The sequence below is a fragment of the Sedimenticola selenatireducens genome (genome assembly GCF_007625115.1).
GTDB lineage: Bacteria > Pseudomonadota > Gammaproteobacteria > Chromatiales > Chromatiaceae > Sedimenticola > Sedimenticola selenatireducens_A.
Window position 1 is genome coordinate 1 of sequence record NZ_VMNH01000022.1, and the last position, 16,019, is coordinate 16,019.

Annotated in this window: 11 protein-coding genes; 10 read left to right on the forward strand and 1 reads right to left on the reverse strand. The window is 47.9% G+C overall.

All coding sequences use genetic code 11. The features are described 5' to 3' along the window. Positions 1 to 237: hypothetical protein (locus FHP88_RS19290; RefSeq protein ID WP_222106673.1), on the reverse strand; the 237-nt coding region annotated here is incomplete at its 3' end. On the opposite strand from FHP88_RS19290, the gene FHP88_RS19190 reads away from it, so the two are divergent. The 10 genes from FHP88_RS19190 (at position 133) to bamB (ending at position 16,004) form a co-directional block, all read left to right on the forward strand. Further along, entirely contained in the window at positions 133 to 4,440 is a 4,308-nt protein-coding gene (locus FHP88_RS19190; protein ID WP_313957295.1) for a beta strand repeat-containing protein, read from the forward strand. The two genes, FHP88_RS19290 and FHP88_RS19190, sit on opposite strands and share 105 nt — an antisense overlap. A gap of 243 nt (positions 4,441 to 4,683) precedes the next feature. Then, positions 4,684 to 6,453 carry a TolC family outer membrane protein gene (locus FHP88_RS14260; RefSeq protein WP_144359767.1) on the forward strand — a complete coding sequence of 590 codons (1,770 nt, stop codon included), beginning with the start codon at positions 4,684 to 4,686 and terminating at the stop codon, positions 6,451 to 6,453. Between the two features lie 324 nt (positions 6,454 to 6,777). Beyond that, on the forward strand, positions 6,778 to 9,000 hold the full coding sequence (gene relA, locus FHP88_RS14265) for a GTP diphosphokinase (protein ID WP_144359768.1): 2,223 nt from the start codon (positions 6,778 to 6,780) through the stop codon (positions 8,998 to 9,000). A gap of 273 nt (positions 9,001 to 9,273) precedes the next feature. Beyond that, positions 9,274 to 9,702 carry a nucleoside-diphosphate kinase gene (gene ndk / locus FHP88_RS14270; RefSeq protein ID WP_144359769.1) on the forward strand — a complete coding sequence of 143 codons (429 nt, stop codon included), beginning with the start codon at positions 9,274 to 9,276 and terminating at the stop codon, positions 9,700 to 9,702. A 108-nt stretch (positions 9,703 to 9,810) separates the two neighbouring features. After that, positions 9,811 to 10,890, forward strand: coding sequence for a 23S rRNA (adenine(2503)-C(2))-methyltransferase RlmN (gene rlmN / locus FHP88_RS14275; protein ID WP_420493005.1), 1,080 nt, complete (start codon positions 9,811 to 9,813; stop codon positions 10,888 to 10,890). Between the two features lie 2 nt (positions 10,891 to 10,892). After that, positions 10,893 to 11,702, forward strand: coding sequence for a type IV pilus biogenesis/stability protein PilW (gene pilW / locus FHP88_RS14280; RefSeq protein ID WP_186297737.1), 810 nt, complete (start codon positions 10,893 to 10,895; stop codon positions 11,700 to 11,702). Further along, complete coding sequence (locus FHP88_RS14285; protein ID WP_144359771.1) at positions 11,702 to 12,739, forward strand: RodZ domain-containing protein; 1,038 nt, start codon at positions 11,702 to 11,704, stop codon at positions 12,737 to 12,739. Before pilW ends, FHP88_RS14285 begins: the two co-directional genes overlap by 1 nt. Before the next feature lie 111 nt (positions 12,740 to 12,850). Continuing rightward, the gene (gene hisS / locus FHP88_RS14290) at positions 12,851 to 14,116 is read left to right on the forward strand and encodes a histidine--tRNA ligase (protein ID WP_144359772.1); all 1,266 of its coding nucleotides are present in this window, start codon (positions 12,851 to 12,853) and stop codon (positions 14,114 to 14,116) included. Between the two features lie 69 nt (positions 14,117 to 14,185). Next, positions 14,186 to 14,812: a YfgM family protein gene (locus tag FHP88_RS14295; protein WP_144359773.1), complete on the forward strand. Its 627-nt coding sequence runs from the start codon at positions 14,186 to 14,188 to the stop codon at positions 14,810 to 14,812. A gap of 16 nt (positions 14,813 to 14,828) precedes the next feature. Beyond that, a complete protein-coding gene (gene bamB, locus FHP88_RS14300; RefSeq protein WP_186297738.1) occupies positions 14,829 to 16,004 on the forward strand; it encodes an outer membrane protein assembly factor BamB in 1,176 nt (391 codons plus the stop codon). The last annotated feature ends 15 nt before the right edge of the window (positions 16,005 to 16,019 follow it).

Below are 16,019 nucleotides of genomic sequence, written 5' to 3' on the forward strand. Positions count from 1 at the left end.
GCGAGCATCGCCAGCACCTCCGGTGGTGGTTATGAGAACCTGGTCATTGGCACAAGCAGTGTCACCACGACCATCCTGGATCAGACGGGTTCGGATAATCCTCCGGGTGCGGAAGACACTGCAACAGTATCGATTACCGGTCCTGATACAGTACCTGAAGGCAACAATGCGACGTACACCGTGACGCTCGACAGGGCGCCAGCAAGTGACGTAACGTTGACGGTGACGCTGACTCACATCGACACGGTATCGGGTGATATCACCAGCGTGCCCGCGAGTGTGACAATTGCCGCCGGTAGCACCAGTGCTACGTTCGACGTAGGTACTTTCGATGATACGATCTCAGAGTCTGGCGAGAACTACAGCGTAGCGATCAGCCTGCCGGCAATACCCGGCGGTGGTTTTGAGAATCTGATCATCGGTACGGGTAGCAAGACTACGCAGATCGTTGATAATGATAATGCACCTGCTTCAATCAGCGGTGCAGTTACTCTACAGGAAGATACAACTTATACATTCAATATTGCTGATTTCAACTTTACCGATGCTGATTCGGGAGATTCATTACAGACCGTAAGAATTGATTCCATTCCTAATGATGGAAAACTTTACTTAAACGGCTCTGAAATAACACAACTGATGCTTGATGCGGGTGATGTAATTGTAACTGCTGCGCAGATAACCAGTAATGAGTTCACGTTTATACCTGATCAACATGAATCAGGGTCTAATGATTACTCTGCAACAGGCACTGGTGATCAATTAACTGATTATGCATCGTTTAATTTTAGCGTGAGTGATGGCATTAATTGGAGCACCTCTCCTGCAATAATGGCTATCGATGTTACGCCAGTGGCGGATGCACCAACGCTTGATGTAAATGGCACGCAGGCATCTGATGGAAGTAATCTTATTGACTTGATCAATATTCCCAGTGGAATCGGTTTAACAAAAACAGTATTTAGTAATGTAGGCGGCGGCGCATTAATGGCGAGTGATACGCTAGAGGCCTATACAGATGGACTAACAGGTGGTGTTACCACATTAGAAACACAACCTTATCGAGACGGTGGGAATGGTCCAGATAATATCCCTCAATACAGCGTCGAAGTAACTAAGGGACTGATTTATTTAGAAGCTGGATCAACGATCTCTTTTTCTGGTTATAACGATGATGCGTTACTGATTGAACTGGGTGGCAATACCTTGATTAGCACCACGGGTGATGCTTGGGGTAACTATGATACAAGCGTGACAGGCACTACTGCGAGTACGGGTGATGGTAGTGGAACAGTTACTACTGCTGGTGTGTTCACTGTACCTGATACAGGTTACTACACGCTGGAGATGTATATCTATAATCATAGTGGCCCAGGAGATCTGTCGGTAAACGTCTCTCTGAATGGTGCGCCATCGACACCACTGGATACTACTAACTTTAACTTATACACAGACATTTCTGATGTTGATAGCAATAACGGTCAACACTCTGAATTTGAGTTAACGAGTGGTTCTGATGGTGGTTATTTCCCGATCGAGCTCAATAAGGGGTACGAGGGAACACCTATTAAATTGACATCCATAGATGCAGCGCTGGTAGATGTAGATAGTTCTGAGACTCTTTCAAGTATTGTGATTTCCGCCATACCAGAAGGGGCAACGCTATCGGATGGAACTAACAGCTTTACTGCTAGCGCAGGAAACACCACTGTTGATGTCTCAGCCTGGAATCTGGATTCCCTTACATTTGCTGGTACTGCGGACACAGGTGGTGATAGTACGGTCTATACCTTAACCGTTACAGCCACTTCGCTAGAAAATGCTAATGGCGATACGGCACAAACTGTACAGCCACTTGTCATAACCGTACTTGATACGTCGCCTGTTGCAGCGAATGATTATGATGTGCTTGGTATGGGTGGCGTTGCAAATGGTAGTGTAATAACCGGTGCTGGTGGCGCTGGGGATGGCGCCGATACATTAAATACAGAAGATTCTACTGTTCAGGTTACGAGCGTTAGCGGGCAGAGCTTTTCTGGGAGTAGTCTGGCTCTGGAAGGTGACTACGGCATTCTGAATATTTCACAGGATGGTAGTTATAGTTACGCCTCAAACTTGATAGGCAGTGGCAGCGCCGGCCAAAATAACGGTGGCTGGTCAGGTGTTGCGCTATACGGTTTTGTCGGTGGCGAAACCCCAATTAATGCAAGTGGCCCTAGTGTCTTGTTGGAGGCTTCGCTGTTAGATGCTACTCATGCTGGAAACGTGAATGTCAGCAGTGGGCGCGCAGGTATCTCGGATACAAAGATTAATGCGAGTGGAGAGCAACTTGTTATAGATCTTGGTGGCCAAGTAGATTCAGCGGTTATGCGAATGAATGACTTTGGCAATAGTGATCAAGTGACTTGGTATGCTTTCAATGCAAAAGGTCAAGAGGTCGGTAGTGGCTCTCAGTTTGGTACTAATGATGATGTAACTGTTACTGGTTCAGGTCCGATTCAATATATTGTTCTTGATCAAACTTCCGGTTCTGACTCTGAGTTGCAATATATTCAATACACTGCGCTGACTATGCCAGTCTCTGATTCGTTTAATTATGTACTAAGTGATAATGATGGTGATAGTGATAGTGCTGTGCTAAATGTTGTCACGGAAAGCACGGGTAGCGGTAGTACGCCAGTTGCTAATTCTGATACTAACACGGTCAATGAGGCGGGGATCGACGGCATAGGCAGTGCGTCTTCAGCAAATACCGAAGTTGCAACAGGTAATCTCTTTGCCAATGATACTGGCTTAGATGATGGTGGTGTACGGATTACGGCGATCAATGGCGACACCAATCTTGTGAGTGGTATGAATTATATCAATACCACCTACGGCCAGTTGGCTGTCAATACCAATACGGGTGAATATATCTATACCCTTACCAGTGCCTATGGACATGATGGAACTGTAGCGGAGAATGCCAACGCAATCGAGTCATTTACCTATGTAGTTACTGATGGAAATAATGACAGTTCATCATCAGCGTTAACTATTAATATTGTTGATGATTCCCCTGTATCAGGTGGAATCATTCCGCAGGTTATTAGGCCAGAGCCTATTGATACGATACTGACTATCGTGTTCGATAAGTCGGGAAGCATGGGGGATACTGTTCTTGATGCGAATGGCGACCCAATCAGTCGATATGACTTGGCGATGCGGGGTGTTGAGGAGTTGGTTAATACCTATGACTCGTTAGGACAGGTGCGTGTCAACGTTGTGATGTTTGATGCGAATACTGTGGGCGGCGTTAGCTCATGGTTTACCAATGCTACAGATGTTTCTGACTATATTGATAACTATGGTCCTGGTGGTGCCACTGACTATGATGATCCTTTGAGATCACTTGTGGCTGATTATACTCCACCAGTCGGCTTTACACCGGATCAAAGCTTCGCGTATTTCATGTCGGACGGCAACCCGAACACATCCACCTATCAGACAGAAATTACTAACTATGAAACCACTTGGAGAGGCTGGGCTGATACGGTCTATGATACTGTCTATAGCATAGGTATTGGTGCTGGTGTGAGTAGTACATATTTGGATATGGTGGCATCTGAGAAGCCGGATGGTACTGAAAATACCATTATTATTCCTGATGAATCTCTTTTGGTTTCCCAACTCCTGGATACCATACCTCAAGTTCAGAGTGGACAGATCAGTGTCAGCGGATCAGGTTTAAACTCGTTTATTGCGGGTTCCGACCAGCCTGGACAGGTTCTCACTGTCACAATTGATAATGTAGACTACGATACTGATGCTGTGTTGAGTTCGGACTCCTATGATAGAACCAGTCCAGAGGTTTCTAATGGTGTACTCACCGTCACAACTGCACGTGGTTCAGTGCTCCAGGTAAATATGGATACCGGCGAGTATGATTATTTTGCGACTGCTGATAACAATGGTGGGAACGATTTTAAAGAAATCGTCAGAGCACTTTACGCAGATGCTGATGGGGATACCGCACAAGCTTCAGCTACTTTCCTGGTCAACCAGACAGATGGTGTGCATGAGAATGATGAAATACTTCTCTATGATTCCAGTAGCCCGATTGACGGGGGAGTTGGGTTTGATACGCTGATTATCCCAAGCAATGATGATTTGGATTTTAGTGGTATTAATAATCTGAGTAACATTGAAAGAGTTGATCTTTCCTATGGTGATCATGAGTTGATTAATCTGAGTATCAACGATGTGATTGATATGACGGATGGCAATAATCAGCTTGAAATACTAGGGGAGAATTCAGATGCCGTTTCATTGTCAAGTGTCGAATGGCAAGCGACGGGCAGTACTGTGACGCAGAATGGCCATCAATTCACCGAATACCAGGACAGTGGTTCAACGGTTACGCTCTTGATTGAGGATACGGTCAACGTCACGATTGTCTAGCTACTAACGATCAACGGTAAATAGGTGCCGAAAAAGTATCAGGGGTCGGCGATCGGCCCCTAATGCTTTTTCTATAGAGAAAATCCGGGGAAGGTGAAGCGCACGATCGTTGAGCAAAGGTGTGGAATTTGTGCTTTGCAGTGTTTAACAATTGGGTTTAATTGCGACGTATTCTTTTTTAGAGTTGGATGGTAGAATTCTCGTCACTGTTTTGTGACGAATATCAAGTTTTGGAAAGATTCAATGACGAATAAGAATATATTCAAGGGGCTTGTTGGATTTCTTGCGTGTGTGGCGGTACAGAATAGCACTGCGACAACCCTTGAACAGGCCATTCAGCAAGCATTGAATACCAATCCTGATATACGTATAGAGACCAATGAACTGCTCTCCAGAGGAGAGGATGTTGAACAGGCTAAAGCGGGGTATTTACCAAAGGTCGATATTACTGCGGGCTATGGGTATGAACGAAGCGATAACAACTCAACCCGCTCTGCTGGTTATGATAGTCGTGACCTGACACGAAAAGAGGCGGCTATCAATCTTCAGCAGATGCTGTTTGATGGTTATGCCACTGACAGTGAAGTGGAAAGGCATCTGGCTCGCCAGTCTTCTGCGGGTTATCGGGTAGCAGGAGTCAGCCAGAATAAAGCGCTCGAAACAATTGAAGCCTATTTGGACGTTCTGCAGCTGCAGGAGTTGTCGGCACTCTCTGTTGAAAATCTGGATTCTCATAAGCGGATTTTTGAACAGGTTGACCTCAGAAGCAAAGCGGGTATTGGCCGCAGTTCAGATCTGGAGCAGGTGCGCGGTAGACGTGCCTCTGCAGATGCTAGCAGGCTTTCTGATTTGGCCAACTTGAAAGATGCTGAGTCAAACTATCTGAGCATTGTTGGAGACCTTCCTAGAGATCTTGTGCCCGTTCCCTCGCTTAAAAATACGCTGCCCAAAACCCTTGATGACGCCGTTGCGATCGCCCTTAAAGAACACCCAACACTCTTATCAGCACAGGCCGATGTCCGTGCAACGCTGGCCCAAAAAGAGGCGGCTGAAAACAATTTTTACCCGCGTTTTGATCTCGAAGTAGGAAGTACCTGGGGTGAAGATCAGAATGGTGTGACAGGGGTTGATAAGGATCTCACCGCCATGGTGCGGATGCGTTACAATCTTTTTTCAGGCGGAAAGGATCGTGCCCGCCAAAGACAGACGGCCCATTTGATTAATGAAGCCAAGGAAGTAAGAAATAGAACCTACCGTCAGGTCGTAGAGAGTTTAAGATTGTCCTGGACTGCCTACGAGGCAACACAGGCTCAGTTAATCTCTTTGAAGCAACATCTGGTTTCTAGTCAAAATACCCGCGATGCCTATACGAAGCAGTTTAATATTGGTAAACGCACCTTGATTGATTTGCTGAATACTGAAAATGAAGTATTTGAAGCAAAGCGTGCCTACCTTAAAGCTAAAAAGGACAGTCTCTATTCCGAGTACCGAATTCTGGTAGGTATGGGCAGGTTGCTTAATCAGGTGAGTGTGGCTGTTCCTACAGGAGAAGGGCAAGGTGATGCAGCATTAAAGCCTTATGCTGATCTTGCGCCACAGACCGTGTTGGCAAGCGAATTTTTGGCTGATCAGGAAGCCGTTGATCAGATCGATAAGCAGATACAAACTGATGAGAAGATCGTTGCTGACATAAAGGCACAGATAGCTAGTTGGAAGCAGGCCTGGGAAACTCAGGATATGGATCGCTATTTTGCGGCCTACTCATCTCACTTTGTCCCTTCAAACGGCATGCCCCTTCAATCCTGGAAGCTTAGCAGAAAACAGGTGATTACGAAGCCAGCCTGGATTAGGCTGGAGATTGAAAGCCTGGATGTCCGTGTTGATGGTATGGTGGCCAGTGTACAGTTTATTCAGCGGTATAGTGCCAGCAATTTCCAAGATGTTGTTAATAAGCAACTTGAACTACGCCTGGAAGAGGGCACATGGGTGATTACGGCTGAGACAGTACGTTAATCGGTTCTCTCTATGGTTCGTGATATCAAGGGCACTAGTTAAAGCTGGTGCCCTTTTTTAATCGAGATTTTTATCTGCTTTACCCACCCGTATTCTTCAATAACTCGCTCTGGTTTGGCATTAGATGGGAATTCCGGAATAATACCCCCGTTTTTAAATGAAGGCATTGGGGCGCCATGTTGATATTTTTCCCCCTGCAAGGGTAGAAAAAACTGAGGACGCACCCATATTGGAATGCAGTATCTATAATAAGAAAAGATGAAGCACTGAATTAAATACACGTATTCAGTTGTTATTTGCCACTAATATCATCAAGGAATACAGATGGTTAGCGTAACGACCAACCTTCCCGACAGTGATGCTCTGGATGAGCGGGATATTCGTGTCTGGTTGGCGGGACTCTCGGTCAAGCGAAGTGCGGCTGAGATGGAGAAATTGCACGAAGCCTGCGATCTCGCCTTTGAAATTCACCGTGAAGGTGTGGAAGTAACAGGGGAGACGACCCTGCGACACGCGCTGGCGGTTGCTGAAATCCTGGCAGACATGGATCTTGATTGGGAGACATTAGCGGCAGCCATTCTTCATGATGTTCTGCCGGGTGACCAAGTTAATCTCTCCAGACTTGAAAAACTGTTTGGAAAGAGTGTTTCGCGAATGGTCAGTGACATGGCCCGTATTGGCTTTGTTTCTCGGGGTAGAGGCAGTAGCCAGCACGACAAAGAGGCGGAGCATACGGAAAACCTGCGCCGCATGCTGCTCAGTATTGCCGACGATATACGCGTGGTTTTGATTGTCCTTGCAGAACGTCTGCATATCATGCGCATTCTGAAGTCTTTGCCCGAATCGATGCGGGTTCGTGAGGCCCGAGAGACGCAACAGATCTATGCGCCTCTGGCCAATCGTCTGGGCATCTGGCAGATAAAGTGGGAGCTCGAAGATCTGTGTCTTCGCTACCTGGAACCTGAAACCTACAAAGAGATCGCCCACAAACTGGATGGTCGGCGTGCGGACAGAGAAGATTATATTGATGATGTGATCGATGATCTCCAGTCAAAGTTCTCTGAACTGCATATCAATGCTGAGGTGACTGGTCGACCGAAACATATTTATAGCATCTGGAAAAAGATGAAGCGTAAATCGGTACCTTTCGAGCAGATCTTCGATTTGCGTGCGGTGCGGGTTCTGGTTGACTCTGTGGCTGATTGTTATGCTGCCGTTGGTGTTGTGCATGGATTGTGGCGTCATATACCGGGTGAGTTTGATGATTACATCGCTACACCGAAAGCGAATATGTACCGTTCAATTCATACGGCGGTAATTGGGCCTGAAGACAAGACGCTCGAGATTCAGATACGTACCCACGATATGCATGAGCACGCAGAGCTTGGTGTGGCCGCTCACTGGCGTTACAAAGAGGGTGGAAAAAAGGGCGATGCAGAGTTTGAGCGGCGCGTATCCCTCATGCGTAACTGGATTGAGGTTAAGGATGATCCTGCCGGATCGGATGATTTTGTTGATAACCTGAAGAGTGAATTTGAATCGCGGCAGGTTTATGTACTGACCCCACAGGGGAAAGTGGTTGAGTTACAAAAAGGGGCAACCGCCGTTGATTTTGCCTATGCGATACACTCAGATGTTGGACATCGCTGCCGAGGCGCCAAGATTGATGGCAAGATCACGACACTGACACACCCGCTGGAAAGTGGCCAGCTCGTTGAGATTTTGACAATAAAAGAGGGGGGGCCGAGTCGTGACTGGTTGAGCCCTCATCTGGGTTACCTGAAGACCAGTCGGGCACGCAATCGAGTCAGACAGTGGTTTAAGCACCAGGATTATGAGCAGCACCTGCATGATGGGAAGATCAGTCTCGATCGGGAGGTCGGCCGTCTCGGCATGCCAAAGCCTGATCTGAGTATTGCTGCCAAGCGATTTAACTTTAAAAAGACAGATGATCTGCTGGCCGCAATAGGCCGGGGTGAGGTGTCTCCGATACAGGTCGCTGGAATGGGTGCTCCACACCCAATTCCTGATAAGCCGCCTACCAAGGTGGTCTCGATTACTCACCGTAAGGCAGGTAAGAAAAAAACAGGTAATAAGAGTGAGGTGGTCGTTGAAGGTGTGGATGATTTGATGACCCATATGGCTCGCTGCTGCAAGCCAGTACCCAATGATGGGATTATCGGGTTTATCACCCGCGGGCGTGGTGTAACGGTTCACCGCACAGACTGTAGCAAGATCACTCACTTGAAGGGTGATGATCAACAGCGTTTGATCGATGTGTCCTGGGCTGAGGAGGACTCATCAAACGTCTACCCTGTGGATATTCGGATAGAGGCGACAGACAGAAAAGGGTTGCTGAGGGATATATCGGCCATTCTTACCAATGAAGAGGTCGATGTGCTGGGTGTAAATACCCAGTCTAATAGGAAGTTGGATCGCGCTAATATGCGGTTTACGGTAGAAATCTCGAGTATGCGTCAACTGAGTCGATTGATCGATAAAATTTCCCAACTGCCGGATGTATTGAGTGCCCGGCGTGATGTCTGAACTTTGTTTGGTCCGTCTGCGGGATTGATATAAATGGCTTGGCTAAAGAATCATAAATTGCCTGTTTCCCCTGCAGCAAGGTAAACTAAGCGTTGGTTTTGTAAATAGAAAACAGATTCTCTCGGGCGCTACCGCCTTTTTCCGACAATCCTTTAACCTGACCTTCGAAATAGGGCGTTAATCTGGAATGTATGAGTAGAATCTGCACACGTTTCTTGCGTAGCTCTGGAGCTGGGCATGTTTTCTTATTGTTTGAAATAATTGGAGTTTTTAATGGCGATCGAGCGTACATTTTCAATAGTAAAACCTGATGCAGTAGCGAAAAACGTTATCGGTAAGATATACAGTCGTTTTGAAGAGGCGGGTCTCAGAATTGTTGCCTCAAAAATGTTGCAGTTGTCTCGTGAGCAGGCCGGCGAGTTCTATGCCGTGCATAAAGAACGCCCATTTTATAATGACCTGGTCGATTTCATGACTTCTGGTCCCGTTATGGTTCAGGTGCTTGAGGGTGAGAATGCCATTGCCAAGAATCGTGAAGTAATGGGGGCAACCAACCCTAAAGATGCAGCTCCTGGAACGATTCGTGCGGATTTTGCTGAAACCGTTGATGAGAATGCCGTTCATGGTTCAGATGCGCCAGAGACAGCCAAGGTGGAGATCGATTTCTTCTTCCCGGAAGGTGTTTGCGAAAGATTGCGCTGAGGTTGTTTTGACCCGCCTGAATATCCTTCGCAAGGTATTATTTGTGCGAGGTGGCCTGTCTCTGGTTTGGGTTGGCCACCTTAACGCCCCTATGCCTGGAGTAAGGTAATGCAGGTCATGATGCGAAAGACCAATCTACTGGAGTTTGACCGGAAGGGAATGGAATCCTTTTTTGAAGGGCTCGGTGCTAAAGCTTTTAATGGCCGAAATGTCCTGAAGTGGATTCATAAGCATGGCGTCACAGATTTCGACGCGATGACAGACCTCTCCAAGAAATTGCGCGAACAACTTAAGCAGATCGCGGAAGTCAGGGTTCCCGAAATTGTGTTTGAGCAGCCGGCATTGGATGGAACCCATAAATGGGTGCTTGAGCTGGACTGTAACAATCGTATCGAATCCGTTTTTATTCCGGAACCGAATCGCAGCACACTTTGCATCTCCTCCCAAGTTGGCTGTGCACTGGACTGCAGTTTCTGTTCAACAGCGCAGCAGGGTTTTAATAGAAATCTTACTGCGGCTGAGATTATTGGTCAGGTCTGGGTGGCTGAGCGGCAGTTGGGTAAGTCTCTGACCAATGTGGTGTTGATGGGGATGGGAGAACCGCTGGCCAATTTTGATGCCGTAGTGACTGCCACGAACATCATGCAGGATGATCTGGCCTATATGCTCTCAAAATATCGGGTAACTATAAGTACCTCCGGTATTGTACCGGCTTTGAAGGAGTTAACTGCGGTATCTGAAATGAGCCTAGCTGTATCATTGCATGCGCCCAATAATGAATTGCGTGATCAGCTGGTTCCGATAAATCGTAAATATCCATTAGAGATGTTGATTCCTGCTTGCAGGGAATACCTACGCGGTGACAAGCGGCGCAAGGTGACCTGGGAGTACGTCATGCTCGACGGAATCAATGACAGTGACAAACAGGCCAAACAGTTAATTCAGTTGCTTGAGGGAACGCCATCCAAGGTCAATCTTATTCCATTTAATCCGTTTCCAGGTACTCACTATCGATGCTCTTCACCTGAGAGAATTGATGCTTTTCGGCAGCGTTTGATCAAGGCCGGAATTGTTACGACAACGCGTAAGACGCGGGGTGAGGATATCGATGCAGCCTGTGGTCAGTTGGTCGGTCGCGTAAAGGATAAGAGTAGGCGCGAATTGAAACAATCAGGAGGGGTGCATTGAACGTGAGTCTGAGATTTATTCTAGGATTGTCGTTGCTTTTTCTCGTGGCGGGCTGTCAGCAAGGAGGCGTCCGACCTGATTCTACGTCTACTGATCCAATGTCAACGGACACGGTAAATAATACCGGACAGTTTGGTGTTAACTCACGCACTGGCGCGGGTGATGTTTATGTCAAATTGGCGATTGCCTATATGCGTGAAGGGCACCTTGATGTAGCTTTACAAAAAGCTAATCAAGGTCTTGAGATAGAGCCGAACAATGCAGAAGGCCACAATGTCATTGCCCTGCTCTATGATCGCCTGGGAGAGAAGGGGCTGGCCGAGGATCATTTCAAACGTAGCTTGAAAGTAGATCCTAAAAATTCTTATGTGCTGAACGCCTATGCGACCTTTTTATGTCAGCAAACGCGTTATGAAGAGGCTGACAATACTTTCCAGAAAGCGCTCAAAAACCCACTGTATAAAACACCCGAAGTGGCCCTGACAAATGCCGGTATCTGTTCTGAGCGTAATAAGAATTTAACGCAGGCAGAGGCCTATTTTCGCAAGGCATTAAATTACAATCCAAAGTTTTCTGCTGCGCTGATGCAGATGGCGCGGATCAGTTTCGAGGTTGGCGAGAACCTGTCATCTCGAGCTTACCTTCAGCGTTATCTGGAGATTGCCAAGCCCAATGCAGCATCGCTTTGGTTAGGTATACAAAATGAACGAATACTGGGAAATCAAGACGCGGTCTCCAGCTATACACTGATGCTGAAAAACCGTTTTCCTGACTCGGCAGAAGTACTCCTTCTGAGGGATTCTGAAAAATAATGAATGCCGCTGACAACAAACATGAAGAACCGATGCCGATAATTGAAGGCCCAGGAAAGCAGCTCCGGGATATCCGGATTGCGAAAGATCTGGATATCAATCGGATAGCCAGTCTGCTGCATCTGAATGTGGGGCTGCTTAAGGCGTTAGAGGCAGATGATTTTAGTGCGCTCCCGGGAACAGTCTTTGTTCAGGGCTATCTGAAAAATTATGCCCGTCTGCTGGATACACCGGCTGAGCCGATTCTCGAGGCCTTCCAGCAATTTCGCCCACAAGGCGAAGAGAAAATGGATTTAAAGGCCGCCAAGATCAAGCATGAAGTGCGTAGTAGCCATACTGTAGTGCGCCTCATCACTTGGCTGCTGGTGATTGGCATTATTGCGTTGGTCGTTACCTGGTGGCGTGGTTACCTGCAATGGCCAATTGATTTGGGTTTGGAGACAAACGGTACGCTTAACGAGCAACAAATCGATGAGGGTCAGTCGAGTGAAACACTCCCCAGTGAGATAAATGGTTCGGTGGCATTACCCCCTTTGCTGGGCAAGCCTGAAATTCTGGATGCACCCCTTTCAGAAACCTCAGCTTCCAACGAGCCGGGTAGTCAGGCAGAAACCGTGGTGCCACCTGAACTGGCAGAGATACCCATCAGTGAGGAGGCCGCACGTTCTGTTCAGCCTGAATCCCCTGCTGTAGCTGAGACTGAACGCGAGGTGACTGAATCTACCGAATCGCCTGCCGTTGCTGTGTCGGCGGCTGCTGAAAAGACCACTGATGAACCACCAGTACCTGGAGTTATTAATAAGGTAGAGGTGCTTTTCTCGGATGCGTGCTGGACGGATATCCGGGATGCCTCTGGTGATTTTAGATCGGTGGGTAATAAGGCGGCGGGTGAGCGTTTCGTATTGGGTGGTGTACCGCCCTATAAAATGGTGTTTGGAAATGCTGCGGCTGTGAAGATCACGGTTAGTGGGGAGTCCTATGACCTGGCGCCTTATACTCGCGGAAACGTAGCGAGGCTTACCCTCGATCCTAGGTAGCCGGATATTTTAAGTCTTCAAATGACTCGACGTGGAACAGTTTTCAGCTTTGCTCGAAGAAAAGAGTCCGATTAGTAAATTCAAAGAATTAACCTAAGTACTGAAAAAGTAATGGCAAAAAATATACAAGCCATCCGTGGCATGCACGATATCCTGCCGGATCAGTCGCCACTATGGCATTTCTTCGAGCAGAAAATAAAATCGGTTCTTGAGAGCTACGGTTATCGGGAGCTACGCACCCCTGTTGTTGAGGTAACGGAGCTTTTTAAACGATCTATTGGTGAAGTGACCGATATCGTTGAAAAAGAGATGTACACATTTGATGATCGCAATGGGGATAGTTTGACACTCCGACCCGAGTGTACGGCCAGTTGTGTTCGGGCGGGGATTGAAAATGGCCTTTTCCATAATCAAGTTCAACGGATCTGGTATTACGGCCCCATGTTTCGGCATGAGCGTCCCCAGAAGGGTCGGTATCGTCAATTTTATCAGATTGGTGCAGAGGCCTATGGTCTTGCAGGGCCTGATGTCGATATAGAAATTATCCTGCTTACCAATCGATTCTGGGACGCGTTAAATCTGGATGGGCTTGAGTTGCAGATTAATACGCTTGGAACGTCTGAGGAGCGGGCTGTCTACCGTGAACAGCTGGTTGCTTATTTGTCGGCTCACAGTGAACAGTTGGATGAAGATAGCCAGCGTCGCCTTAACAGTAATCCGCTCCGTATCCTGGATTCCAAGAATCCTGACATGCGGGCGTTAATTGAGAGTGCACCCTCACTGATGGATCATCTAGGCGAAGAATCGAGGGCGCATTTTGATTCTCTTTGCTCGGGACTTGATGCGGCGGGTGTGGCTTATGTAATCAATCCACGTCTAGTGCGCGGATTAGACTACTATGCGCGGACTGTTTTTGAGTGGGTGACGGACAAGCTGGGCGCGCAGGGAACGGTCTGTGCAGGAGGCCGGTACGATGGTTTGGTTGAGCAGTTAGGCGGGAAGCCTACCCCGGCTATTGGCTTCGCTATGGGCGTAGAGCGGTTGATTGCCCTGCTTGAAGAAGAGGGCGCTCCAGATCTGCAGAACCTGGATGCCTATCTTGTATTGGTGGGTGAAACCCCTCAGCAACAGGGTGTTGTCCTGGCAGACCAATTGAGAAAAGCGGTGCCAGGTTTAAGATTAATAACCCATTGTGGTGGGGGTAGCTTCAAAAGTCAGTTCAAGAAAGCCGATCGAAGTGGTGCTCGAATAGCACTGGTACTCGGCGAGGATGAATTGGCGCAGGGCGTTATAGGAATCAAGTTTTTACGCGAAGATGTTGAGCAGCAGCAAATAGCGCTCGATGACTTGGCAGATTATCTGAAAAGCATTTTCTGAGAGAATTGAAAGGTATCTGTTTTTCAGGATTGAATTTAGAGCCCTTATTGGGCAGTGGGAGAGGTTGAGATGGTCGATGTGAATCTGTCTGAAGAAGAGCAGGTTGAAGCGCTCAAAAAGTGGTGGAAAGAGAACGGTAAATCAGTCGCTGCAGGCATCATTATTGGTCTGGGAGGTGTTTTTGGGTGGCAGTACTGGTCGCAATATCAACAAGAAATGGCTGAGCAGGCTTCACTGCAATTTGAGCAGTTGACACAAAGCGTGGCCGCCAATTCCCCAGTGGCTGTCGGTCAGGCTGAGAACATTATTGCATCACATCAGAGTAGTGCTTATGCCGTTTTTGCCGCACTCAATCTGGCCAAGGTGAAATATCAACAGGGTGACATCACCGGTGCCAAGGGGCAGTTGCAATGGGTCATCGATAATGCCGATGATCCGTCGTTGCAACAGATAGCGCGATTAAGACAGGCGCGCATTATTCTGAATGAGGGGCAGGTAGATGAGGCCGCTGCATTGATTGCTCAGGCGCCTGTCGATAATTATCGGGGTGATGTTGCGGAGTTACGTGGAGACATAGCACTCAAGCGCGGTGATAAAACTGCAGCCAAAACGTCCTATAAAGAAGCCATTGAATATAAGGTGAGTAATAACGCTTTAGTTCAGATGAAGCTAGATGACTTGGCTGCAGCAGAATAATACTGAGGATCGCCCTATGATGCGTTTTTTCACCGTTCCATTTTTAGCGCTCCTGTTGAGTGGTTGCGGCTCCATGTCGTCCATGAACCCTATAGACTGGTTTGCTGATGAAGATAATTCAGAACCACCGGCCGAGTTGGTAGAGATTGAAAATGCTGTGGCTACCCGTGTGCTTTGGACGGCCTCCGTCAGCGGTGGTTCAGATGAGCAACGGGTCAAGCTGGTGCCTTATGTAAACGATGGCAAGGTTTATGTCGCCAGCAGAAAAGGCGAGGTCAGAGTGCTGGATGCTTCAACCGGTAGGGCCGTTTGGTCAGTAGATACGGACCTGGAGATATCGGGTGGACCTGGTGCTGGAGAAGGTTTGGTTCTTATTGGTACCAGTAATGGTGAAGTGGTCGCGTTGGATGTGGCATCTGGTTCAGAAAAATGGCGCGCCCGAGTAAGCAGTGAAGTGCTGTCAGTACCGCGGGCTGCTCAGGGTGTAGTGGTTGTCCATACGATTGATGGCAAGCTGTTTGGTATTGATGCGGCCACTGGATCACAAAAGTGGCTCTATGATCGTTCCACCCCTGTGTTGACGCTTCATGGTAGTAGTTCGCCGGTGATAATTGGTAATCGGGTCATCTGCGGTTTTGCCAGTGGAAAGCTGGTTATGCTTAATCTGGCCAATGGTGATCTGCTTTGGGAAATTAGCGTAACGGCTCCCAGCGGACGTTCAGAGTTGGAGCGCATGGTGGATATCGACGGTGAACCTCTGGTGGTCGGTGACGTGGTCTACGTTACGACTTACCAGGGCGAAATGGCCGCAATATCGATTGATACCGGTGTCGTCCTGTGGCGCCGCAAGCTTTCATCCTACGCGGGTATGGGTGCGGATTTTTCACAACTCTACGTGTCGGATGATACCGACCATGTATTGGCTGTTGATCCGGGAAATGGCGCTGCGCTTTGGAAAAACCAAAAACTTCAATATCGTAAACTTACCGCGCCCGTTGAGCTGACAGGTACGGTAATGGTGGGTGATTTTGAAGGTTATCTGCATCAGTTATCCCGTGAAGATGGTCGCTTGATGGGGCGTATTCGAATTGCCAAGTCAGCGATCTCCACTCCTCCTATCGTCAAAGATGGCGTGGCCTATATCTACGCCGATAGTGGCGAGATAGCGGCCGTCACGATCTCTGATCGCTGAGTATTAATGTGACAA

Coding starts and splice junctions, on each gene's coding strand:
- ndk (WP_144359769.1), top strand. CDS start 9,274: ATGGCGATCGAGCGTACATTTTCAATAGTAAAACCTGATGCAGTAGCG.
- FHP88_RS14260 (WP_144359767.1), top strand. CDS start 4,684: ATGACGAATAAGAATATATTCAAGGGGCTTGTTGGATTTCTTGCGTGT.
- bamB (WP_186297738.1), top strand. CDS start 14,829: ATGATGCGTTTTTTCACCGTTCCATTTTTAGCGCTCCTGTTGAGTGGT.
- hisS (WP_144359772.1), top strand. CDS start 12,851: ATGGCAAAAAATATACAAGCCATCCGTGGCATGCACGATATCCTGCCG.
- FHP88_RS14285 (WP_144359771.1), top strand. CDS start 11,702: ATGAATGCCGCTGACAACAAACATGAAGAACCGATGCCGATAATTGAA.
- FHP88_RS14295 (WP_144359773.1), top strand. CDS start 14,186: ATGGTCGATGTGAATCTGTCTGAAGAAGAGCAGGTTGAAGCGCTCAAA.
- relA (WP_144359768.1), top strand. CDS start 6,778: ATGGTTAGCGTAACGACCAACCTTCCCGACAGTGATGCTCTGGATGAG.
- rlmN (WP_420493005.1), top strand. CDS start 9,811: ATGCAGGTCATGATGCGAAAGACCAATCTACTGGAGTTTGACCGGAAG.